Raw genomic sequence first — 21,919 nt, 5'->3', positions numbered from 1 at the left:
GCCTCTTTGGCGACCTGCAGTTTGAAACGCGCGTCGTATCTGTTCATGTATCCCTCGGGGTTGGATCTGGTGTCCAATTCCCGGGGGTCACTTCATGGACGGGTTTACGGCGTCCCCCGCAACCGGACTCACCCCGCCATCCCACGGATAGCCCGCTTTTGATGTTGATGTTGATGTTGCTGTTGCTTCGGCGGGTGCCGGGCGCAGCCCGGCCCCACTTCAGAACCCCAGCGGGGTGTCGCCCAGCACCGGTTGCAGCTGGCTGCGGAACAGCGCCTGGATGCGTTCCAGTGCCGCCTCGTCGTTGCCTTCGAAACGCAGCACCAGCACCGGCGTGGTGTTGGAGGCGCGCACCAGGCCCCAGCCATCGGGGAAGTCCACGCGCAGGCCATCGATGGTCGACAGCCGACCGCCCACATACGGGTTGTCGGGCGACTGCGCCGCCGCCACCAGCATCGCCACCAGCGCATGCGGCGTGCCTTCGGCCACCGGCACCTTCAGTTCCGGCGTGGCCACCATCTCCGGCAGCTCGGCCAACACCTCATCCGGCGTTTCCTCGCGCTGGGCCAGAATCTCCAGCAGGCGCGCGGCCGCATACAGGCCGTCATCGAAACCGAACCAGCGCTCCTTGAAGAAGAAGTGGCCACTCATCTCGCCGGCCAGTTCGGCATCGGTCTCGCGCATCTTCGCCTTCATCAGCGAATGCCCGGTCTTCCACATCAGCGGACTGCCACCGTTGCGCAGCACGTGGTCGGACAGCTTGCCGGTGCACTTCACGTCGTAGATCACCATTGCGCCCGGATTGCGCATCAGCACATCGGCGGCGAACAGCATCAGCAGGCGATCGGCGTAGATGATTTTGCCTTCGGCGGTCACCACGCCCAGACGGTCGCCGTCGCCATCGAAGGCCACGCCGAGATCGGCACCGAAGCGCTTCACCGTCTGCACCAGGTCTTCCAGGTTGGCCGGTTCGCTCGGGTCGGGATGATGGTTGGGGAAGGTGCCGTCGACATCGCAGTACAGCGGAATGACCTCAGCGCCGATCGCTTCCAGCAGCTGGGGTGCGAGCGCGCCGGCGACGCCGTTGCCGGCATCGGCCACCACTTTCAGCGGGCGGTCCAGCTGCACGTCATCGGCGATGCGCTGGATGTAGTCGGCCGCAACGTCCCGCTGCTGGTAGTCGCCCGGTTCGGCGGCCTGTACCAGGCGGCCCTCGACAATGCGCTGGTAAAGATCGGTGATCGCATCACCGGACAGCGTTTCACCGCCGATGACCACCTTGAACCCGTTGTACTCCGGCGGATTGTGGCTGCCGGTCACAGCCACGCAGGTCCCCGTGCGCAGATGGAAGGCGGCGTAATACACCAGCGGGGTCGGCGCCAGGCCGATGTCGATGACTGCACAGCCGGCACGGCGCAGGCCTTCGGCCAGGCCGGCGGCCAGCTCCTGACCGGACAGGCGGCCATCGCGGCCGATCACCACCTCGCGCAGGCCCTGTTCCAGGGCCACGGTGCCGATGGCCTGGCCGATCAGCGCCGCAGTCTTCGGCGTCAGTTCGCTGCCGACCACGCCACGGATGTCATAGGCGCGGAAGATGCCGGCGGCCAACGCCTCGGCCGGCACCGGCGGTGGCGACGGTGGCGTGGCATCGCCACTGCTGGTCACGGCGGCCACCGCTGGCGGAGCCTGCTGCAGGCTTTCACTCAGGGTGGGGCCATGGTCGGCATCCGCCGCAGCGGCGCGACGTGGCAGCGGCAGGGTCTTTGGCAGGCGGCCACGGCCGATCACCAGCAGCACCGCGATGAACGCCAGCAGCAGCGCGACGATGGCGCTGGCCAGCGCGCCCAGGCCCAACGGCCCGGATTCGACATTGGGGACCGCGGCCACCAGGCGCAACGGCGTGCCCGGGATCGGCCGTGCCAGTGCCTCGGCGCTCTCGGCCAGGCTGGCATCGCCCTGGGTGACCAGATCATGCATACCCTGGCGCAGGCCGAGGAAACCCGTGGCCGGCGCACTGACCTGGTCCAACGGCGCGGTCAGCCGCAGCAACGGCTGGCGCACATAGAGCACCGCCGGCCCAAGGCTGCCCAGCTGTACCGGCGCGGCCAGACCCAGGCGGTTGCCACCGCCATCGCGGACCACGCGCAGGCTGGGCTTGGTTTCAGCCAATGCCGCTTCCAGCAGCGCCAGCCGGGCATAGCCGAAGGTGGCCGGGTCGGCGTAGGCGCTGGCCAGATCGGCGCTCAGCACTTCCGCCTGTTCCACGCCGGTCCAGCTCTCGCGCACGGCCAGTGCCGCTGCAGCGGCATCGCCGGCCTGCAGCGCCTGCTGCACGCGCTCGTTCTTCAGCTGCTGCTGCAGCTGCTTCAGCTGGCCGGCGGCCGCGTCCTGCAGGCCCTGCACGGCCTGGTCACGTGCTTCTTCCAGCGCCTGGCCGTTGGCCTCCTGGCGCCATTGCTGCACCGCGCTCCATCCGAACCAGCCGGCCAGCAGGATCAGCAGCACCCCCAGTAGTGGTGCACTGCGACCCAACGACCGTCCCCGCTGTCCTTCCCCGATGCCGCTCATCGATGTCCCCCGTCAACGCACCCCGGTATGGCCGAATCCACCCGTTCCCCGCACGCTGTCGGTGAAAGTATCCACCACCTGCAGGTTGACGCGGGCAATCGGCACGACCACCAGCTGCGCGATTCGATCGCCCGGCTCGATGGTGAAGGCCTCACGGCCACGGTTCCAGACGCTGATCAGCAGCGGGCCCTGGTAATCGGCGTCGATCAGGCCGGTACCGTTGCCCAGCACGATGCCATGGCGGTGGCCCAGCCCCGAACGCGGCAGGATCACCGCGCACAGGTGCGGATCGGCGATGTGGATGGCCAGGCCGCTGGGCACCAGCGCGGTGTCGCCCGGCTGCAGGGTCAGCGCGGTATCCAGCGCCGCGCGCAGGTCCATGCCGGCGCTGGCTTCGGTGGCGTAGGCCGGCAGCGGCCAGCTGTCGCCGAAGCGCGGATCGAGCAGCTTGACCTGCAGCGGTTGGGAAGTGGATGCCTGGGTCATGCCTGAAGTCTCCGCGCGATCAGCGCCAGCAGTTGTTCGGCCAGCTCGCGCTTGGAGGTGGCCGGGAATACCTGTTCACCGTCCTGCCAGAAGGCAGTGGCGGCATTGTTGTCGCTCTCGAAACCGCCGCCGCTGATGCCGACCTGATTGGCGATCACCAGGTCCAGGCGCTTGTCGACCAGCTTGCCCCGTGCATATTTCTCCACGTCGTGGGTCTCGGCGGCAAAGCCGACCACCAGCTTCAGCGACTGCGTCTGTGCGGCCACCTCGGCAAGGATGTCCGGCGTGCGCACCAGCTCGATCACCAGTGACTGGCTGTCGGCGGTCTTCTTCAGCTTCTGCGGCGCGACCTGGCGCGGCGTGTAGTCGGAAACGGCCGCCGCACCGATATAGATGTCGGCCGGCAGCGACTTCAGCACGGCATCGCGCATCTGCGCGGCCGAGCGCACGTCGATGCGCTGCACGCCCTGCGGCGTCGGCAGCTGCACCGGGCCACTGACCAGTACCACCTGGGCGCCGAGTGCGGCCGCCGCAGCGGCCAGGGCAAAGCCCATCTTGCCGCTGCTGCGGTTGCCGACGTAACGCACCGGGTCAATGTCTTCATAGGTGGGGCCGGCGCTGATCAGCAGGCGCAGGCCCTGCAGCGCGCGGGCTTCCGGCGCGGCAGCCGGTGCCTCGGCACTGCCGTTGGCGGCCAGCGCGGCGACGATGTCACCCGGTTCGGCCAGACGGCCAGGACCGGATTCGCCTTCGGCCAGGGGACCGTCAACCGGGCCGATCACCTGCGCGCCACGCTGGCGCAGCAGGGCGATATTGGCCTGGGTGGCCGGATGCAGCCACATGCGATGGTTCATCGCCGGGCAGATCGTCAGCGGTGCGGTGCTGGCCAGGCACAGGGTGCTGACCAGGTCATCGGCATGGCCCTGGGCCAGCCGCGCCAACAGATCGGCGGTGCCGGGGGCGACCACGATGCGGTCGGCCCAGCGGGCCAGCTCGATGTGGCCCATGGCTTGTTCGGCGGCACTGTCCCACAGCGTGGTGCGGGTTGGCTGCCCGGACAGGGCCTGGAAACTGAGCGGAGTGACGAACTGCTGGGCACCGGCGGTCATCGCCACCTGCACCTGGGCGCCAGCGTCGCGCAGGCGCCGCACCAGCTCCAAAGCCTTGTAGGCCGCGATCCCGCCTCCGACGCACAACAGCAGTTTCTGACCTTCCAGCGCGCGGGCCGGCGCGGGAGAAGCATTGGGGGAGTCAGCCACCTGGAATTCCTGTGCAAACGAGGGCGGTAGCTTACCCGATGGTCGGTAATGTCCCGGTACACGGCACACATAGCGGGCGGCTATCAGCAGATGGAGCACGCTCCGCTTGACTCCAGGGATTGCCGGGCATCTGTTTCGGACCTTTCCTATACCTTTGCGGCCCCGCCCTTTTGCAGAATCAGGCGTTGGCCGCTGTGTGCAGCGTCCGTCCGATCCCTGAGGAGCCGCGTGCACCCGCGTATCATCATTGCCGACGACCATCCAGTGGTCCTGCACGGCATCCGCATCGTGCTGCAGACCCACCTGATGGAGATCGTCGGCAGCGCCAGTGACGGCGCGGAGCTGCTGCAGCTGCTGGAGCACCATGACTGCGATGCGGTGCTGACCGATCTGTCGATGCCGGGGGACGGCCCGGACGGCCCGGAACTGATCGACGCGCTGCGCGCACGTCATCCGGGGCTGCCGGTGGTGGTGTTGACCGGTGCGCGCCATCCCGGGCTGCTTGACGGCCTGCTGCGCGAAGGCATCAGCGGCCTGGTCGACAAGTGCGCCGATTTCACCGAACTGCCGCAGGCCTTGAGCGCGGCACTGGCCGGCCAGGTGTTCGTTTCCCAGCAGCTGCGCCACCACCTGCAGGCCCGCGACCTGCTGTTCCCGCGCGAACCGGCACCGCTGTCGGCACGCGAGCAGGAGGTGCTGGATCTGCTGGCGGCCGGGCTCAGCGTGAACGCTGTCGCCGAGCGCTGCGGGCGCAGTCCGAAGACCATCAGCCGGCAGAAGGCCGAAGCCAAGCGCAAGCTGGGCCTGCAGAACAACCAGGAACTGTTCGACTATCTGCAGACCCGGCGCGATTGAGGCATCGGGGCTCAGCTGGCTGAAGCGGCGCAACCAGGAGCAGAAAGGACAATGTCTGCCAAAGGCACCTCCGACGATACCCGCCAGGGAACCTGCTCCTCGCCTTCCTTGCGGTGCCCAACGCCAACCAGCACGCGTCCGTCCGGGCTGACCAGAGAGCCTTCCCAACGGGTCTCTTCGGGGAGCTCCACAGGAAGTGCCCGCAGCCAGTCTTCCAGACGACACACGCCGTTGCTGCGCGTCCAGATCAGTGCCTGGTTGGAAAATGGCTCGCTTCCCAGCAGGATTCCGCCCTGCAGATCCATCCACACGATCGACATTGGCTCGTAGCGATCGATCCCTGCGACCTGAAGCGACTGCTCCATGGCGATCTGACCGATCTGGAGGGTGTCATCCGGCATGGGTGCAAGCGAGGCGGGATCGATTTCATCGTTTCGCCACCGGATCCGCATGGGCCTCGCGGGATCGCCTGGTTCAGGCCCGTCGACAAAGAAAATGCCATGGACAACAGCCGGATCCGGGTCGAAATGGGTGGGACGCGTACCGTCGGCTCCTCCTGGTGCCGGAAGAATGCGATAGCCTTCTGCCTCGCTCCACAGGTACGGCTGCTCGCTATCCGGTGAGTGGTAGAGGTACTCCGCCCCCCCGACGACTGTCCCATCAGCGTTCATCGCCAAGCCTCGGTGGGATTGGCTGACCGGGGTAACCGCAACCCGTTCGCCATCAGGCAACCAGCGGAGAACCTGCATCGCGGTCGAGATTCGGGTCTCCACCAGGATGATCTGACCGTCCCTGCTGATTGCCCGAGCCGAACTGTCTTCTGCTTCGTGCTGCCGTGACAGCCAGCGGACACCATCCTGGCTGGACCATCGGAATGCCTGCGAGAAGCAGCATCCGCGACGGCCAGTCCCCGCCAGTACAGCGCCATCGAAGCTTGCCGCCACGACCGCAGCTCCGCTGTTGGCCAACGAGGACAGTTCCTCGTAGGTGGCGGCAGCGCCCCCTGCCCCGGCCGGACCAGGCAGTATCGACGTTGAAAGGATCAGGATCAGGGAAAGTCGCTTCATCAGGTCTCCTAAGCACACCATTGAAGTCTAGAAAAGGCGATCAGTGGATACATTGAAATTTGTTGAAAATCTGCCCGGTAGGCATCGACTGACCCCTCTCATCCCGGTTTCCTGATTTCGGTGGTGGGGCCAAACGTCCAAGCTTGGGGCCATGCCCATCCACGACTGGCCCGAACAGGAACGTCCCCGCGAAAAGCTGATGGCACGCGGGCCCACGGCGCTTTCCGATGCCGAACTGCTGGCGCTGTTCCTGGGCTCCGGTTTCGGCGGCCGCGATGCCGTGCAGACCGCGCGCGACCTGCTGCAGGCGCACGGCCCGTTGCGGGTGCTGCTGGACCGCCCCGCGCGTGAACTGGCCCGCCTGCCCGGGCTCGGCCCGGCGCGCAGCTGTACGCTGGCTGCCGGGCTGGAACTGGCCCACCGCTACCTGGCTGCCGAGCTGGAACATGGCGAGGCGGTCGGCAACAATCCGGCCGCGGTCGGCCGCTACCTGCAGCACCGCCTGCGCGGCCAGGCCCGGGAGATCTTCATGGCCCTGTTCCTGGACAACCGCCACCGGCTGATCGCCTGCGAGGAGTTGTTCCACGGCACCATCAACGCCGCGCCGGTCTACCCCCGCGAGGTGGTGCGGCGGGCCCTGCTGCACAACGCGGCGGCGGTGATCCTCAGCCACAACCACCCTTCCGGCGACCCGGAACCCTCCAGCGCCGATACCCGCATCACCGACGAACTGCAGCAGGCACTGGCGATGGTGGACGTGCGCCTGCTGGACCACTTCGTGGTCGGTGAGGGCCGCCCCGTTTCGTTTGCTGAACGAGGCCTGCTGTCGCCGCCCCAGCCCCGGCTGTTCGGCTGAGCGCCCGCCCTCCGGGCGCCATCGGTCGCCCCCACAGGCAGGTTCCGGTCAGCGTGGCCGCTGGTATCTGCGCTAAAATGGGCGATTCCGCCGCTCATTCTCACAGCAGGCCTCGTGAAAAATCTCCTCCGCGCCCTGATCAGCCAAGGCATCGAAGCCTTGCGCGCCAATGGCACCCTGCCCGCCGACTCCCTGCCGCCGGACTTCGTGGTCGAGCGCCCGAAGACCCGCGACCATGGCGACTTCGCCACCAACGCCGCGATGCTGCTGGCCAAGGCCGCGCGCAGCAATCCGCGCGCACTGGCACAGGCGCTGGTCGAGGCGCTGCCGCGCAGCGAGGACGTCAGCAAGGTCGAGATCGCTGGTCCCGGCTTCATCAATTTCTACCTGGCTCCGGCCGCGTACCAGCGTGAAGCCGCGTCGGTCATCAAGGAAGGTCACGACTACGGCCGCAACCTGTCCGGCAATGGCCGTACGGTGGGCGTGGAGTACGTGTCGGCCAACCCGACCGGCCCGCTGCATGTCGGCCACGGCCGCGCCGCGGCGATCGGCGACTGCGTGGCGCGCGTGCTCGACGCCAACGGCTGGAACGCCAAGCGCGAGTTCTACTACAACGACGCCGGCGTGCAGATCGAGAACCTGTCGCTGTCGGTGCAGGCCCGCGTGAAGGGCATTGCCCCGGACCAGGACGGCTGGCCGGAAGGCGGCTACCGCGGTGAGTACATCGCCGACGTCGCCCGCGCCTACATGGCCGGTGCCAGTGTCGATCTGGAAGGCACCCTGGTGGTCGGTGCCAAGGACGCAGAGGACATGCAGGCGATCCGTCGCTTCGCCGTGGCCTACCTGCGCAACGAGCAGAACCTGGACCTGGCTGCATTCGGCGTCGACTTCGACATCTACTTCCTGGAAAGCTCGCTGTACGCCGATGGCAAGGTCGCCGAAGCGGTCGCCAAGCTGCAGGCCTCGGGCCACACCTACGAGGAAGGCGGCGCGCTGTGGCTGCGCAGCACCGACTTCGGTGACGACAAGGACCGCGTGATGCGCAAGTCCGACGGCACCTTCACCTACTTCGTGCCGGACGTGGCCTACCACCTGTCCAAGTGGCAGCGCGGCTACGAGCGCGCGATCACCGAGCTCGGCGCCGACCACCACGGTTCACTGGCACGCGTGCGCGCCGGCCTGCAGGCGATGGAAGTGGGCATCCCGCAGGGCTGGCCGGAATACGTGCTGCACCAGATGGTCACCGTCATGCGCGGCGGCGAGGAAGTGAAGCTGTCCAAGCGTGCCGGCAGCTACTTCACCCTGCGCGACCTGATCGAAGAAGCCGGCCGCGATGCCACCCGCTGGTTCCTGATCGCGCGCAAGCCGGATTCGCAGCTGACCTTCGACATCGACCTGGCCCGCCAGCAGAGCAACGACAACCCGGTGTTCTACGTGCAGTACGCGCATGCGCGTGTCTGCAGCCTGCTGCGCCAGGCACAGGAGAAGGGCCTGGTGTACGAACAGGGCAACGGCCTGGCCAACCTCGGCCGCCTGTCCGACGACGCCTCGCTGCTGCTGATGAACGAGATCTCGCGGTACCCGGAAGTGGTGGAAGCGGCCGGCGTGGCGCTGGAACCGCACCTGGTGGCGCAGTACCTGCGTGAATTGGCGCACGCGTTCCACACGTGGTATCACGGGACGCCGGTGCTGGTGGATGACAGCGCCGACCGCAACGCCAAGCTGACCCTGGCCTGCGCCGCGCGCCAGGTGCTGGCCAACGGCCTCGAACTCCTGGGCGTCAGCGCCCCGGAAAAAATGTAAGCATCAGGAGACGCAGTACACATGGCAGCACGACGCGGCAAAAACCAGGCACGACGCAACAGCAGCAGCCAGGGCACACCCGGATGGGTGTGGCTGGTCGCTGGCGTGGCGATTGCGGCCGTGGTGTTCCTGGCGGCGCCGAACCTGTTCAAGGGCGAAGGCGATGGCTTCCTGCGCGCCGGTCCGCAGCCGAACCCGAACGCACAGCCAGCCCCGGTCGCTGATGCAGACAGCGATGTCGGCACCCAGCCGGCCGCACAGCCGGCCACGCCGAAGCCGGCCGAAGCGGAAAAGCCGGCCGCTACCCAGTACGACTTCTACACCCTGCTGCCGGGCAAGGAAGTCGAGATGTCCGACGCCGAGCTGGCTGCCAGCGCGCGTGCTGAAGACCAGCGCCGGGCCAAGGCCGAAGCGCAGCGCGCGCAGGCCGCTTTGGAAGGCAAGCCGGTTCCGCCGGCCACGGCCACTGCACCGGCACCGACGGCAACCGCCAGCGTGGCCAGCACTGCACCGGTCACCGCCACCAGCCGTCCGTTGCCGGCGCCGCTGAGTGAGCGTCCGGCGGCGGCAACGCCGGCGGCCAACACCACTGCGGCCTCGAACAACACGGCTGCGGCCACCGCGGCTCCGCGTGCGGAAGCTGCACCGGCTGCGACCAGCACGGCGGCCACTGCCGCACCCGCTGCTGCCGACAACGCCCGCTACATCCTGCAGGCAGGCGCTTTCGGTGCCTCCGGCGATGCCGAGGCGACCAAGGCCAAGCTGGCGATGATGGGGTTGGCGGCACGCGTGGAGTCGGCACAGATCAACGGCAAGACCGTGTACCGCGTGCGCATGGGGCCGTATGGCAGTGCCGGCGAGCTGTCCGAAGCCAAGCAGAAGCTGGATGGTACCGGCCTGCAGGCGATGGCGATCAAGGCGCAGTAAGCCTGCCGATGTGAATGAAAAAGCCGGGCATTGCCCGGCTTTTTTTTGTCTGTGTAGAGTCGAGCCTATGCTCGGCTTCTGTTGAAAGCAGTCGAGCATGGCTCGACGCTACAAATGATCATCAGCCTTCGCGGGCGACCTGGAAACCTGCGAACGACTGGCTGACCGGCATCAGCTCCAGGCGGTTGATGTTGAGGTGCGGCGGCAGCGTGGCCACCCAGAAGATCTGTTCGGCGATGTCTTCGGCGGTCATCGGGTTGGCGCCGGTATAGAGCTTGTCCGACGCAGCCTGGTCGCCATGGGTTCGCACCACGGTGAACTCGGTTTCGGCCATACCCGGCTCGATCGTGGTCACGCGCACGCCGGTACCGTGCAGATCCGAGCGCAGGCCCAGCGAGAACTGGCTGACGAAGGCCTTGGTGCCACCGTAGGCGTTGCCGCCCGGGTAGGGGTAGACGCCGGCCACCGAGGAAATGTTGATGATCGCGCCCTTGCGCTCGACCAGTTGCGGCAGCAGGCGGTGGGTCAGGGTCACCAGTGCGGTGATGTTGGTGTCGATCATCGTGGTCCAGTCGGACAGCTTTGCGCTCTGTGCCGGCGCGGTGCCCTGTGCCAGGCCAGCGTTGTTGACCAGCAGGTCGATCTCACCGAACGCCGGCGGCAGCGCCAGCAGCGCCGCTTCCATCGCCACCGGGTCGCGGATGTCGAAGACCGCGGCATGCACCACGTCCTTGCCATAGCGTTCGACCAGCGGCTGCAGGCGTTCGCCGCGGCGGCCGGTGGCGATCACCTTCCAGCCCGCTTGGGCGAAGCGGTGGACGGCAGCGGCGCCGAAGCCGGAGGTGGCGCCGGTAATCAGGACAGTGCGGGTCATCAGGCAACTCCAGGGGGAAAACCAGACACCCATTCTGGCACCGTCGGACAGCGCCCGTGTTGCCGGATCGGCCAGAACCTGGAGCAGAACCCGGATCAGATCCCTTTGCCTCCAGCAAAGGGATCTGACCCCACCTGCCGGGGTGACCGGTACAATTGGGCCATGATCAACAACGATGTCCTGCGCAGCGTGCGCTACTCCCTGGACCTGGGTGACCACCACGTGGTGACCTTGTGCCAGCTGGCCGATCCGGCCTTCGCGGTGGATACCGAGCAGGTGAAGGCCTGGCTGCGCCGCGATGACGAAGCCGGCTTCGAGGCGATGAACGACAGCGCGCTGGCGCACTTCCTCGATGGCCTGATCGTGCACCTGCGCGGTCGCGACGAGAGCCAGCCGCAACGCGCGGTGGAAACCCGCATCGACAACAACCTGGTGCTGAAGAAGCTGCGCGTGGCCTTCCAGCTGCGTGACGTGGACCTGATGGAAATCTTCGCCAGCGCCGGTTTCAACGTCTCCAAGTCGGAAATCGGTGCGCTGTTCCGCCAGCCCGGCCACACCAACTACCGGCGCTGCCTGGACCAGATGCTGCGCAACTTCCTCAAAGGCCTGAGCCTGCGCCTGCGCGGCTGAGCACGGCCGCGACGAACGCCCGTGCCGCCGGCGTCGGCAACCGCTGCCAGACCAGGTGCACGCGGCGGGCCGGGGTCGGCTGCAGCGGAATCTGTACCACCCCCTGGAACCCGTCGGCGATCAACGCTGGCACGATGCCAACCGCCAGCCCATGGCGGACGAAGCGCTCGATCAGTTCCATCAGATTGACCTCGAAGCGCACCGTATGCGGCAGGCCAGCGGCGGCGAAGGCATCGTCGGTCTGGCGGCGTGCACCGGTGCCGCGCGGGAAGTCGACCAGCGCCTCGTCCTGCAGTTCGGTCAATGGCAGCCGCTTGCGCCGGGCCAAGCGGTGCGATGGCGCCAGCACCGCCACCAGGTCTTCTTCCTGCAGCATCTGGTGGCAGACCCCGTCCAGCCCCGCCGACGGCGCCAATCCGACCAGCGCCACGTCCAGCGCACGTGACTGCACCTGCGCGATCAGGTCCTCGCTCTTGTCCACCCGCAACTGGAACTCCACCTGCGGGTGCACCTGCTGGAAGGCCGCCAGCATCGCCACGACGTCGATGCCGGTCAGCGAAGAGATCTGCCCGATGGCCAGCAACCCGCGCACGTCGCCGCTGACTGCGGCGACGTCGGCACGCAGGTGGCGCAGGCTGGCCAGCACCTGCCGCGCGTGAACCAGCAGCACTTCGCCGGCGGCGGTAGCACGTACCTGGCGCGGCAGGCGTTCGAACAGGGGCGTGCCCAGCTCCTGTTCCAGATTGGCAATCTGATGGCTGAGCGCCGACTGCACCACATGGCAGCGCTCGGCGGCACGGGTGAAGTTGCCCTCCTCGGCCAGGGCGACGGCGAATTCAAGCTGCTTGAGATTCACGCAACCATCTCATTTCCAGATGACAGGGATGATGATGATTCATTTCCATCATGACTGCGGCGGGCGGACACTGTGCACCCCGCATTCTGGAACACCGCGTGAGCCCGTCCCTCCCCCCTCTGCACCGCTGGCAGGTGCTGCTGATGTCGGTCGCCACTGGCGTGGCCGTGGCCAGCAACTACTATGCGCAGCCGCTGCTGCACACCATCGCCGATGCCTTCGGCGTGCCGTTCGGCCAGGTCGGCATGGTGGTTACCGTGGCGCAGCTGAGCTATGCCGCCGGGCTGATCCTGCTGGTGCCGCTGGGTGACCTGTTCGAGCGCCGCCGGCTGATCGTGGTGATGAGCCTGCTGTCGGCCACCGGCCTGGTGATCAGTGCCTGTGCACCGTCGCTGGCCTGGCTGCTGGTAGGCACCGCGATCACCGGCCTGTTCTCGGTGGTGGCGCAGGTGCTGGTGCCGTTCGCGGCGACGCTGGCCGCACCCGAGCATCGTGGCCGCGTGGTCGGCACGCTGATGAGCGGGCTGCTGCTGGGCATCCTGCTGGCGCGCACCGTGGCCGGGCTGCTGTCGAGCCTTGGCGACTGGCGCCTGGTCTATGCCATCGCCGCCGGCACCCTGGTGCTGACCGCACTGGCGCTGCAACGTGGCCTGCCACGCTTCCACCACAGCGCCGGCCTCGGCTACTTCGCCCTGCTGCGCTCGATCGGTTCCCTGTTCGTGCAGGAGCCGGTGCTGCGCCATCGCACGCTGCTGGGTGCGTGCAGCTTCGCCATGTTCGCGATCTTCTGGACGCCACTGGCGTTCCTGCTCGCACAGCCACCGTACGCCTACAGCGACGCCACCATCGGCCTGTTCGGACTGGTCGGTGCCGCCGGTACGCTGGCCGCGGGCCTGGCCGGGCGCATGTCCGACCGTGGCCAGACCGGCCGTGCCACTGCCATCGCTCTGGTGCTGTTGCTGCTGTCGTGGCTGCCACTGGGACTGTCGGCGCACTCGCTGCTGGCACTGCTGGTCGGCGTGGTGGTACTGGACCTGGCCGCGCAGCTGCTGCACGTCAGCAACCAGAACCTGATCTACGCGCTGCAACCGGCGGCGCGCAACCGCCTCAATGCCGGCTACATGACCGGCTACTTCATCGGCGGCTCGCTGGGTTCACTGCTGTCGGCGCAGGTCTACCAGCGCTTCGGCTGGACCGGCGTCTGCGTGGCCGGCGCCGCTGTTGCCGCGCTGGCCCTGCTGCTGTGGTTGCCCGGCGCGCTGCGTGCGCGCCAGGCCACGGCTGCCAACTAGAAGCTGCCCTGCAGCGCCAGCTCCCAACGCCCCCCGGCATTGCCCGGGAACAGGCGCTTGGCCGCGTTGTCGGTGTCGTGCACGGTGGCGCGCAGTTCCCATGCCGGGGTCAGCGTGGCAATGGCACTGAGCTGGCCATGCAGGTAGTCCGGCCCCTGTGCGGTGGCCAACCAATACTGGCCCACCGCCGCCTCCAGGCGGACGCGCTCGTGCAGCGGCACACGCACGCCGAACTGCGCATAGGTGCCGCGATGACCTCCGGCCAGCGCGTCACTGGAATGCGCGACCTGCAGCCAGGCGCGCTGCTTCCAGTTCAACGTGGTATTGAGTTCGGTCCAGTCCAGCGCGCGGCCGGTGCCCGGGTACACGTAGCGGGTCAGGTTGGCATCCAGCGTCCAGTCCGGTGCCAGTGCACCACTCCAACCGGCTACCAGGTCGAACTCGCTGCGCGCGCCGTTGTCCGGCTTGAACGATACGTTGGAGCCCCACGCGCTGGCGTACCAACCGGATGCGAGCGCCACTTTCGCGCCCGCCTGCACCGCCGGGTCGCCGTCGCTCTGCGAGCTGCCGCGCCACACGTAGTCGCTGGTCAATGCCGCACTGCCACTGACCTGCACCTGCGCCTGCGCGCTGCCGATACCCAGCATTCCTGCCAGCGCGGCCACCATCGCCGCCATCATCCCCTTGCTGTTCACTGCACTGTGTTCCTCGTCGAAGGCGGTCACGCCGCCGGGAACGCAGTGTCGAGGCGGTGGCCGTAACGGATCGAGGGTGCTGCCGGGCCCGTGGCGCAAATTCGGCGTAAATCCCGCGGACCGGGGCCACATGCCAGCAGCGCGGTATCATGGCGCCCTGTTTCCAGGAACCAACCGCGTGGACGCCATCCTGACTCCGGTATCGATCGGCGAGCTGATCGACAAGATCACCATTCTCGAGATCAAGGCCGAGCGCATCGACGATGCCGCCAAGCTGAGCAACGTGCGCACCGAGCTGGACGGCCTGCTGCCGTTGCTGCAGCTGCAGCTGCAGGCTCAGCCGGCGCTGGCCGTGCTGAAGCAGCAGCTGAAGGCGATCAACGAGCGCATGTGGGACATCCAGGACCAGCTGCGCGACAAGGAAGCGGCCCAAGTGTTCGACGATGCCTTCATCCAGTTGGCGCGTGGTGTCTATGGCACCAATGGCGAGCGCGTGCAGGTGAAGAACGAGATCAACCGCGTGGCCGGTTCAGCGCTGGTGGAAGAGAAGCAGTACCAGGGCGAGTAACGCCGCCTCGATCAGCGTCGATCAGATGGCGGAAGCGGAACAGCTCGCCATCGTTGCGGATGCCCAGCTTGCGGTAAGCCGCTCGCTTCTGCGTGCTGATGGTGCTGGCTGTACGCCCACTGCGGTGTGCCATCTCGCCGGTGCTGCAGCCGCGCAGCACCCATTGCAGGACGGTGCGCTCGCGCGTACTCAACCGTGGTGGACGCACGGGCTGCTGGCGTTGCCGGCGGGACTGGTTCCACTGTGCACGCAGTTCCGGCGGCACGAAGCGCCCGCCACGGGCAACCACGCTCACTGCCCGCAGCAGCATCTGCGGCGCGCAGGCCTTGGACAGGAATCCGCGCGCACCGGCCTGCAGGGCCAAGGACACGACACCCGCGTTGCAGTGCGCGGACAACACCAGGATCGGCACTGCCGGCCAATGGCGTGATAGGTGCCGCAGCAGTTCCAGACCTTCCCCGCTGTCACCCATCGGCAAGGCGTCGACCAGCAGCAGATCGATCGCGGCCGCCTGCTGCTGCAGGCGCTGCAGCAGATCACCGCTGCGGCCGTAGCTTCCATCGACCTGCAGGCCCGCCTGCCGGGCCAGGACTTCCTGCACGCCATGCCGCAACAGCGGGTGCGGATCCAGCAGCAACAGGCGGTAGGGAGAATCGCGGGGCGACGGAAACGTGGGCATGGTTGCATTCCTGCAGAACAGGCCACTCACCCTAGGGCGCAGCCGACGCCTGCGGAATCCAATTCGTTGCAATGCTGCCCTTCCGCCGCGACACGGTCAGGTAGCGTTTGCCCGGCCGGAAACGCAACAGGCCCGGCATGGGCCGGGCCTGTCGAGGCATCTTCGGCGCGCAGGCGCGCCGAGGAAGCAATTACCAGCTGAAGCGCGGGCCGACGGTGTATTCCTTGTCGCCGTCGCGGTTCATCTTCAGCTCGCCGTTCAGGCCCCAGTTCTGGTTCAGCTTGACCTGACCACCCAGGCGGCCGTACCACTGGCCTTCCGGATTGATGCCGTGCTTCTTCGAGAAATCTTCGTAACCGACCATGCCGTAGACCTCGGCATGGGCACCGAAGGCGGTGCGGATGCCGGCTTCGGCGCTGTAGCCGTTGAAGTCCAGGCCGTGCTTCTGGTCGCGCTTCTGGTAGGCAACGCGGGCAACGAAGTCGGTGGTCGGAGCGATTTCAACGTTGTAGCCGGCACCGATCTTCCACTGGTCCAGCTTGATGTTGGTGTTGTCGATTTCCTGGCGGCTGTAATCACCGAAGGCGTGGAAGTTCGGCAGGAAGCCGTACGAACCCTTCACGCCCCAGCCGTCGGCCTTGAACGCATCGATGTCGGTCTTGGCGTAGTCAGCTTCGGCGTAGTTGTAGGACAGGTTCTCAGCAGCCGAGGCGGTGAACGGCAGGGCAGCGGCCAGGGCCAGAGCAATCAGCGAATTCTTCATGGGGGTACACCTTTACTTTCTTATGGTGTGCAGCAGCGCGAGGGCGCCATCGCATCGGGAATGTAAATTCTCCGTTATTCGCCACAACGCTCCCTGAAAACAGCGGTCTTCGCATTGCTGAATTTTTTGGCTTGATTCAGGCTGGGTCTGGCATACGCGCGCGGCACGCGTGCATTCATCCTCTGCAACGGGCATGCGCAGGCAGGATGTCGATCTGCGCCGCCCTGGTTCGTCGGGTACTTGAAGGCCGTGCATGCGGCGCGGTCCATCCGGAGGCAGGCAATGAGCTACATCGATGGTTTCGTACTGGCGGTGCCCACCGCCAACAAGGAGAAGTTCCTCGCCCATGCACGTGCGGGCAACCCGATCTTCGTCGAGTTCGGCGCGCTGCGCGTGGTCGAGTGCTGGGGCGATGATGTACCGCACGGCAAGACCACCGACTTCTTCGGCGCGGTGAAAGCCACAGCGGACGAAACGGTGGTCTTCTCGTGGATCGAATGGCCGGACAAGCCGACCCGCGACGCCGGCATGAAGAAGATGATGGAGGACCCGCGGATGGATCCGGCGAAGAACCCGATGCCGTTCGACGGTGCGCGGATGATCTACGGCGGCTTCGTACCGATCTACGAACTTACGCGCTGAATCCGGAGCGCGTGCTCAGCGCGCGTCCACTTCATCGCTGGCAGAGGCATGGCCGGCGCCCAGTGCGGCGCCGGCGCCAAGACCCACGCCCCCCATGCCGGCGCCCATCCCGCCCCCGCCACCACCGCCGCCTCCAGTGCGGCCCCCCTTGGCGTCACCCTCGGCGCGGCCCTTGCCACTGGCACCGCCCGGGCGGGTCGGGCCCTGCGGTGGAATCTGCAGATCGGCCGGGATCGGCGCCAGGTCCAGCGCTTCGCGCACGAAATCGCGCAGTGAAACCACCAGATCGTGGGTGTGCACCGGTCGTCCCTGCGCCAGTTCGTTGGCCGCACGCGCGGCCAGCCGTACCTGTTCGTCGGTGCCCAGCAACAGGATGTCCGACAGCGCCGCTTCAACGGCGTCGCGGATGCGGCGCGCGCGATCCGAGCGGGGTTCGGCGATGCCTTCGGCATCTTGGCGTTGGCGCAGGTCGCGGCGATGGCTGGGATCCACACCCAGTTCGCCAGTGAACGACCCGCCCAGGGTCTTGTAGGCCGCCATCAGCGTGCGCAGCCGCTCATTGATCTGCCGGTTCTCGCGCTCGCGGCGCTGCTGCAGGGTCTGCATCACCAGCAGGCGGATGCCCACGCCCAGCAGGGTGATCAGGACCAGGCCGGCCAACGTGGACAGCACGCCCTGCCAGGAACTGAAGTCGATACCGCGCATGCCCGGGGCTCCGGCGGGAAGAACCTGCATCTTGCCCCATACCGTGTCCCAGAAACGCGAAAGGCCCCACCACCCGGTGGGTGGCAGGGCCTTCGGTACCCGCGCGATTACTTGCGCTTGGCGACCTTGCGCACGGCCTTCTTGGCCGGAGCCTTCTTCGCCGGAGCCTTCTTGGCAGCGACCTTCTTCAGCGGCGCAGCCTTCTTGGCAACAGTCTTGCGGGTGGCGGCAACCTTCTTGCCAACCGCCTTCTTGGCGACGGCAGCCTTCTTGCCGACGGCCTTCTTGGCAACGGCGGTCTTCTTGCCGACGACCTTCTTGGCGACAGCGGCCTTCTTGCCGACGACCTTCTTGGCAGCAGCAGTCTTCTTGGTGGCGACCTTCTTGGCGACAGCAGCCTTCTTGCCGACAACCTTCTTGGCAGCCACGACCTTCTTGCCGGCGACCTTCTTGGCGGCGACGGTCTTCTTGGCCACAGCCTTCTTGGCGGTAGCGACCTTCTTGCCGACAACCTTCTTGGCGGCTGCGGCCTTCTTGGCAACGGTCTTCTTCGCGACGGCGGCCTTCTTGGTGGCAGCCTTCTTCACGGTGGCGACCTTCTTGCCAGCAGCCTTGGTGGTCTTCTTGGCAGCGGCGGCCTTCTTGGTCACAGCCTTGCCTGCAGCCGCCTTCTTCTTGGCCACTTCCTTCTTCAGGGCAGCGGCTTCGGCCTTGGCGTTCTTCTTGGCGGCTTCCAGCTTCTTCTTGGCGTTGGCAACGGTCTTGCCGACCGACTTGGCAGCCTTCTCGGCCTTCTTGGCAACGGTCTTCTCGACCTTGGCCACAGCCTTCTTGGCCTTGGCAACGCGGGTACCGGCAGCCTTGGTGGCGCGCTTGACGGTCTTCTTGACCGACTTCACGGCGTCTTCGGCGGCGTGGGCGATGGTCTCGCCGACGTTGGTGGCGGTTTCTTTGACGTTCTCGACGGCGTCGGTCACGACCGACACACCATTACCGTTGCTCATGTTGCCCTCCTGGGGGCCTTAAGTATCAAAACGGGGCGATGCTATACCGACATTGACGATCGTGGAACGGGGCATGCGCCAGCAATCGCATCTGCTGCGACGCCGATGGTGTAGCCCACCACCCTTGGCGGCGATGCATGTGTGCAGGAAACCCCTTCTTTTCAGGACTGCGCCGCGCTGGCGAGGCTGCGGCGGACGTTCGCTGCACGTGCCTGCTCGAATGCAGGCGAAGGTGTGCGTCATGGCGCATCGCGGCACCCGGTTGCGCGGAACTGCGCAAGTATCGGCCTGTATCCGCAGCGCATCCGACGGAGAACGAACGTGTACGCAGCACCTCCGCGGATGACGCCACCAGCCCGAAGCGGGCGACAGTGACCCCGCTTTCCGGCGCCCCGTTTTCATGGCGCATTTATCCAGATCGCGACACACTCATTCAGCTTGTTTTACCGTAGGGCCGAACCGCCCCCACCCACGCCAGCGAACCGACTCCCATGCGACCGCTTCCCACCCTGCTCACGCTCGCAATCGCCGCCGCCTTCGGTGGCTTTGTTGCCACCGGCCTCAATGCGCACCTGGACAACCGTGCCGATGCCGCGCCGCTGCCGGCGGTGCTGCCCACCGCCGCCGCGTTGCCAGCTTCGGTAGCCGGGCAGGCGGTGCCGTCACTGGCGCCGATGCTGGAGAAGGCGATGCCGGCAGTGGTCAGCGTCAACACCAAGCAGGTGGTGCGGGTGCGCAACCCCTTCTTCAACGACCCGTTCTTCCGCCGCCTGTTCCCGGACATCCCGCAGGAGCGCATCAACGAATCGCTCGGCTCGGGCGTGATCATCGATGCCAAGGAAGGCCTGGTACTGACCAACCACCATGTCATCGACAACGCTGATGACGTGCAGGTGACACTGGCCGACGGGCGCACGGTCAAGGCCGAGTTCCTCGGCTCGGACCGCGATACCGACATCGCGCTGATCCGCATCCCGGCGCAGAACCTGACCGACATCAAGCTCGGCAACAGCGACCAGCTGCGCGTGGGCGACTTCGTGGTGGCCATCGGCAACCCGTTCGGTTTCAGCCAGACGGTCACCTCCGGCATCGTCTCGGCGGTGGGCCGCAGCGGTATCCGTGGGCTGGGCTACCAGAACTTCATCCAGACCGATGCGTCGATCAACCCGGGCAATTCCGGTGGCGCACTGGTCGACCTGCAGGGCCAGCTGGTTGGCATCAACACCGCCAGTTTCAACCCGCAGGGCAGCATGGCCGGCAACATCGGCCTGGGCCTGGCGATCCCCTCCAACCTGGCGCGCAGCGTGGTCGACCAGCTTGTCAAGCACGGCGTGGTGGTGCGCGGCACGCTGGGCGTGGAGAGCCAGAACCTGACCGCACAGATCGCGCAGGGCCTGGGCCTGGGCGAAACCCGCGGCGCACTGGTCACCCGCGTGCTGGCCGGATCGGCTGCGGCCGCTGCGGGCCTGAAACCGGGCGACGTCGTGGTGTCGGCCAACGGCCAGCGCGTGGACAGCGCCGAAGCGCTGCACAACGTGGAAGGCCTGGCCACAGTGGGCAGCCCGCTGACGCTGGACGTGCGTCGCGAAGGCAAGCCGCTGCAGATCAAGGCGATATTGAAGGAACAGGCACGCGCGGTCACCGGCGACAGCCTGGACCCGCGCCTGGGCGGTGCCACCTTCGTCGATCTGCCCGAATCGCTGCGCCAGTCCGGCGCTGGCGGCGTCCTGGTCAGCGAGGTCAAGCGCGGCAGCCGCGCCGCCAGCAACGGACTGCAGCAGGGCGACATCATCACTGATGCAACAGTAGGTGAATTCGCTGACCTGGCCAGCTGGCGCGCCAATTTCCAGCAGCGCCCACCCACCCTGGTGCTGCGCGTGCTGCGTAACAATGGCCAGCAGCAGGGCCAGCTCGTGATGCGCTGATCGCCCAGCCGTAACACCCCCTATACCCGGGCAATGCTATTGCTGTCAGTCCAGGTCGGCACCGCCGTCCCCCGTTCCCCCATCGCAACAGGAGTGATTCGATGAGCCCCACCAATACCGAGAACCTGAAGGACCACCTGGGTGAAGCCGGTTCCCACCTGAAGCAGGCCGCCAGCGCTGCCGGCGGTGCGATCAAGGGCGCAACCGGTGCAGCAACCGACGAACTGCGCATCGGCAAGGCCAACGTCAAGGCGGAGTTGTCCGACAGCGCGCTGTCCGGCCTGGCCGCCGCCGAATTCGGTGGAGCTGCGGCCAAGGAACAGGTCGACGCACTGATGGACAAGGGCAAGGACCTGATCGACAGCGCCGCTGAACTGATCCGCGAACGTCCGCTGGCTTCGTTCGGCGTCGCCTTCGCAGCTGGCTGGATCATTGCCAAGCTGGCCCGCGGCAGCAGCGACAAGTAAGCCGCAGCGTGAGCGAAGAGAACGCGCAAGCGCCTGATCCGGCGGCGACCCCGCCGCTGGATGAGAGCATCCGCCAGGTCGGCGCGGCCGGTCGTGCCGCCGCCGATTCTGCCAAGCACACGGTACGCTCCCTGCGCCGGCTGGCTTCGGCCGACTTCGCGCTGGCGCGTAGTGCATTCGGTCGCGCGCTGGCCTGGGCCGGCGTGGCGATCGTGTTTGGAGCCTCGGCCTGGCTGCTGATGGCCGCCACGCTGATCGCCCTGCTGCAGAGCTGGGGCCTGAGCTGGCTGCAGGCCCTGTTGATCACCTCGCTGCTGAGCTTGGCCGTTACCGGCTATGCGATCTGGCGGGTGTCCTACTTCTTCCACCACACCGGCATGCACGCCACCCGGCGCCAGCTGTCGCGCCTGGGCCTGTTCGATGAGCCCAGCGAGGATGACCCTGATGCCGGGGTGCAGCTGCCGGAGGGCAAGCCATGAAGTTCGGCGCGCTGCAGCGGCGGGTAAAGCGCTGCGAACAGGTGGTGACCGTGCGCATGGGTGAGACCCAGGACCACTGGGGCACGCTCAGTCAGGTCTGGCGCCAGGGCTGGTCGCCGCTGCGCATCATCGTGGTCGGCCTGGCCGGTGGCTTCATCGCCGGCAAGCTGGAAGTGCCAGGCAGGGTCAACGGCGCACGCTGGCTGCAGATGGTGGGGTCGGTGTCGAACCTGTTCGCCAGCGCGCAGGCAGCATTCGCTACCGCGATGGCAGCGCAGGCCGCGGCCACCGCCGACGATGCGGCTGAAGAAGCCGACGATGCCAGCGAACATGCACAGGCGGCGGCCTCCGCTGCCGAGGCACGTCCGGCACCGGCACCACGCTCCGTGCCGGAGCCAGTACCGGAACCAGACCCGCGCGGACCCCGTCCGGCCGAAGCGGCCACCGAACTGTCCGAACGTTGATCCATGGAATCCGCCGCGCCGATCGCGGCCGGCGGATAATGCGCTCCCCATTCCG

23 protein-coding genes are annotated in these 21,919 nt (G+C 67.1%); 12 read left to right on the top strand and 11 right to left on the bottom strand.

Annotated features, from left to right (window positions below):
- Positions 1-219: 219 nt before the first annotated feature.
- From AC0Z6F_RS11915 to coaBC, 3 genes are read right to left on the bottom strand one after another with little or no spacing between them, the layout of a single operon-like run.
- Positions 220-2,568 (bottom strand): phosphomannomutase/phosphoglucomutase, encoded by a 2,349-nt coding sequence (locus tag AC0Z6F_RS11915; protein WP_485617244.1) that lies wholly within the window; start codon positions 2,566-2,568, stop codon positions 220-222.
- Positions 2,569-2,580: 12 nt separating this feature from the next.
- Positions 2,581-3,054 carry a dUTP diphosphatase gene (gene dut, locus AC0Z6F_RS11910; protein WP_065724207.1) on the bottom strand — a complete coding sequence of 158 codons (474 nt, stop codon included), beginning with the start codon at positions 3,052-3,054 and terminating at the stop codon, positions 2,581-2,583.
- The gene (gene coaBC / locus AC0Z6F_RS11905; protein WP_485617243.1) at positions 3,051-4,313 is read right to left on the bottom strand and encodes a bifunctional phosphopantothenoylcysteine decarboxylase/phosphopantothenate--cysteine ligase CoaBC; all 1,263 of its coding nucleotides are present in this window, start codon (positions 4,311-4,313) and stop codon (positions 3,051-3,053) included. The genes dut and coaBC overlap by 4 nt, the downstream gene beginning before the upstream one ends.
- Before the next feature lie 228 nt (positions 4,314-4,541).
- Between coaBC and AC0Z6F_RS11900 the strand changes: the two genes are divergently transcribed.
- The gene (locus tag AC0Z6F_RS11900; RefSeq protein ID WP_065724206.1) at positions 4,542-5,168 is read left to right on the top strand and encodes a response regulator; all 627 of its coding nucleotides are present in this window, start codon (positions 4,542-4,544) and stop codon (positions 5,166-5,168) included.
- Between the two features lie 11 nt (positions 5,169-5,179).
- Here the strand turns inward: AC0Z6F_RS11900 and AC0Z6F_RS11895 are convergent, their stop codons facing one another.
- Complete coding sequence (locus tag AC0Z6F_RS11895; RefSeq protein WP_006387707.1) at positions 5,180-6,235, bottom strand: hypothetical protein; 1,056 nt, start codon at positions 6,233-6,235, stop codon at positions 5,180-5,182.
- Positions 6,236-6,386: 151 nt separating this feature from the next.
- Between AC0Z6F_RS11895 and radC the strand changes: the two genes are divergently transcribed.
- The 3 genes from radC to AC0Z6F_RS11880 all read left to right on the top strand — a co-directional run bounded on the left by radC (position 6,387) and on the right by AC0Z6F_RS11880 (position 9,821).
- Positions 6,387-7,091, top strand: coding sequence for a RadC family protein (gene radC, locus AC0Z6F_RS11890; RefSeq protein WP_012509812.1), 705 nt, complete (start codon positions 6,387-6,389; stop codon positions 7,089-7,091).
- A 114-nt stretch (positions 7,092-7,205) separates the two neighbouring features.
- Complete coding sequence (gene argS, locus AC0Z6F_RS11885; protein ID WP_006387703.1) at positions 7,206-8,894, top strand: arginine--tRNA ligase; 1,689 nt, start codon at positions 7,206-7,208, stop codon at positions 8,892-8,894.
- A 21-nt stretch (positions 8,895-8,915) separates the two neighbouring features.
- On the top strand, positions 8,916-9,821 hold the full coding sequence (locus AC0Z6F_RS11880; RefSeq protein WP_065724202.1) for an SPOR domain-containing protein: 906 nt from the start codon (positions 8,916-8,918) through the stop codon (positions 9,819-9,821).
- Positions 9,822-9,942: 121 nt separating this feature from the next.
- Here AC0Z6F_RS11880 and AC0Z6F_RS11875 read toward each other — a convergent pair whose 3' ends face one another.
- Positions 9,943-10,695, bottom strand: coding sequence for an SDR family NAD(P)-dependent oxidoreductase (locus tag AC0Z6F_RS11875; RefSeq protein WP_012509809.1), 753 nt, complete (start codon positions 10,693-10,695; stop codon positions 9,943-9,945).
- 162 nt (positions 10,696-10,857) lie between these two features.
- Here AC0Z6F_RS11875 and AC0Z6F_RS11870 point away from each other — a divergent pair, with 162 nt between their 5' ends.
- Entirely contained in the window at positions 10,858-11,325 is a 468-nt protein-coding gene (locus tag AC0Z6F_RS11870) for a YehS family protein (RefSeq protein ID WP_012509808.1), read from the top strand.
- Here the strand turns inward: AC0Z6F_RS11870 and AC0Z6F_RS11865 are convergent.
- Complete coding sequence (locus tag AC0Z6F_RS11865; RefSeq protein WP_154354589.1) at positions 11,294-12,181, bottom strand: LysR family transcriptional regulator; 888 nt, start codon at positions 12,179-12,181, stop codon at positions 11,294-11,296. The two genes, AC0Z6F_RS11870 and AC0Z6F_RS11865, sit on opposite strands and share 32 nt — an antisense overlap.
- 143 nt (positions 12,182-12,324) lie before the next feature.
- Between AC0Z6F_RS11865 and AC0Z6F_RS11860 the strand changes: the two genes are divergently transcribed.
- A complete protein-coding gene (locus AC0Z6F_RS11860; protein WP_343122567.1) occupies positions 12,325-13,473 on the top strand; it encodes an MFS transporter in 1,149 nt (382 codons plus the stop codon).
- On the opposite strand, the gene AC0Z6F_RS11855 is transcribed toward AC0Z6F_RS11860, so the two are convergent.
- The gene (locus tag AC0Z6F_RS11855; RefSeq protein WP_032968294.1) at positions 13,470-14,168 is read right to left on the bottom strand and encodes a TorF family putative porin; all 699 of its coding nucleotides are present in this window, start codon (positions 14,166-14,168) and stop codon (positions 13,470-13,472) included. The genes AC0Z6F_RS11860 and AC0Z6F_RS11855 overlap by 4 nt on opposite strands.
- Positions 14,169-14,346: 178 nt before the next feature.
- Between AC0Z6F_RS11855 and AC0Z6F_RS11850 the strand changes: the two genes are divergently transcribed.
- Positions 14,347-14,736 (top strand): DUF6165 family protein, encoded by a 390-nt coding sequence (locus AC0Z6F_RS11850; protein WP_032130333.1) that lies wholly within the window; start codon positions 14,347-14,349, stop codon positions 14,734-14,736.
- On the opposite strand, the gene AC0Z6F_RS11845 is transcribed toward AC0Z6F_RS11850, so the two are convergent.
- Both AC0Z6F_RS11845 and AC0Z6F_RS11840 read right to left on the bottom strand, forming a co-directional pair.
- Entirely contained in the window at positions 14,681-15,415 is a 735-nt protein-coding gene (locus AC0Z6F_RS11845; protein ID WP_004137916.1) for a response regulator transcription factor, read from the bottom strand. The genes AC0Z6F_RS11850 and AC0Z6F_RS11845 overlap by 56 nt on opposite strands.
- A 190-nt stretch (positions 15,416-15,605) precedes the next feature.
- Entirely contained in the window at positions 15,606-16,178 is a 573-nt protein-coding gene (locus AC0Z6F_RS11840; protein ID WP_012509803.1) for an OmpO family porin, read from the bottom strand.
- Positions 16,179-16,460: 282 nt separating this feature from the next.
- Here AC0Z6F_RS11840 and AC0Z6F_RS11835 point away from each other — a divergent pair, with 282 nt between their 5' ends.
- A complete protein-coding gene (locus tag AC0Z6F_RS11835) occupies positions 16,461-16,820 on the top strand; it encodes a DUF1428 domain-containing protein (RefSeq protein ID WP_004137873.1) in 360 nt (119 codons plus the stop codon).
- Between the two features lie 15 nt (positions 16,821-16,835).
- Here the strand turns inward: AC0Z6F_RS11835 and AC0Z6F_RS11830 are convergent, their stop codons facing one another.
- Positions 16,836-17,525: a hypothetical protein gene (locus AC0Z6F_RS11830; protein ID WP_012509802.1), complete on the bottom strand. Its 690-nt coding sequence runs from the start codon at positions 17,523-17,525 to the stop codon at positions 16,836-16,838.
- Between the two features lie 107 nt (positions 17,526-17,632).
- A complete protein-coding gene (locus AC0Z6F_RS11825; protein ID WP_485617242.1) occupies positions 17,633-18,529 on the bottom strand; it encodes a histone in 897 nt (298 codons plus the stop codon).
- A gap of 491 nt (positions 18,530-19,020) precedes the next feature.
- Between AC0Z6F_RS11825 and AC0Z6F_RS11820 the strand changes: the two genes are divergently transcribed.
- The 4 genes from AC0Z6F_RS11820 to AC0Z6F_RS11805 all read left to right on the top strand — a co-directional run bounded on the left by AC0Z6F_RS11820 (position 19,021) and on the right by AC0Z6F_RS11805 (position 21,864).
- Positions 19,021-20,454: a Do family serine endopeptidase gene (locus AC0Z6F_RS11820; RefSeq protein ID WP_012509800.1), complete on the top strand. Its 1,434-nt coding sequence runs from the start codon at positions 19,021-19,023 to the stop codon at positions 20,452-20,454.
- Positions 20,455-20,555: 101 nt separating this feature from the next.
- On the top strand, positions 20,556-20,921 hold the full coding sequence (locus AC0Z6F_RS11815; protein WP_004137828.1) for a hypothetical protein: 366 nt from the start codon (positions 20,556-20,558) through the stop codon (positions 20,919-20,921).
- A gap of 8 nt (positions 20,922-20,929) precedes the next feature.
- Entirely contained in the window at positions 20,930-21,400 is a 471-nt protein-coding gene (locus AC0Z6F_RS11810) for a phage holin family protein (protein WP_004137827.1), read from the top strand.
- Complete coding sequence (locus AC0Z6F_RS11805) at positions 21,397-21,864, top strand: hypothetical protein (RefSeq protein WP_012509799.1); 468 nt, start codon at positions 21,397-21,399, stop codon at positions 21,862-21,864. The genes AC0Z6F_RS11810 and AC0Z6F_RS11805 overlap by 4 nt, the downstream gene beginning before the upstream one ends.
- Positions 21,865-21,919 lie beyond the last annotated feature (55 nt).

The organism is Stenotrophomonas sp. 1L-E-5-B-C3, from assembly GCF_057292075.1.
The sequence above is the reverse complement of the archived record's forward strand: the minus strand, read 5'-3'. Positions and strand labels throughout refer to the sequence as shown.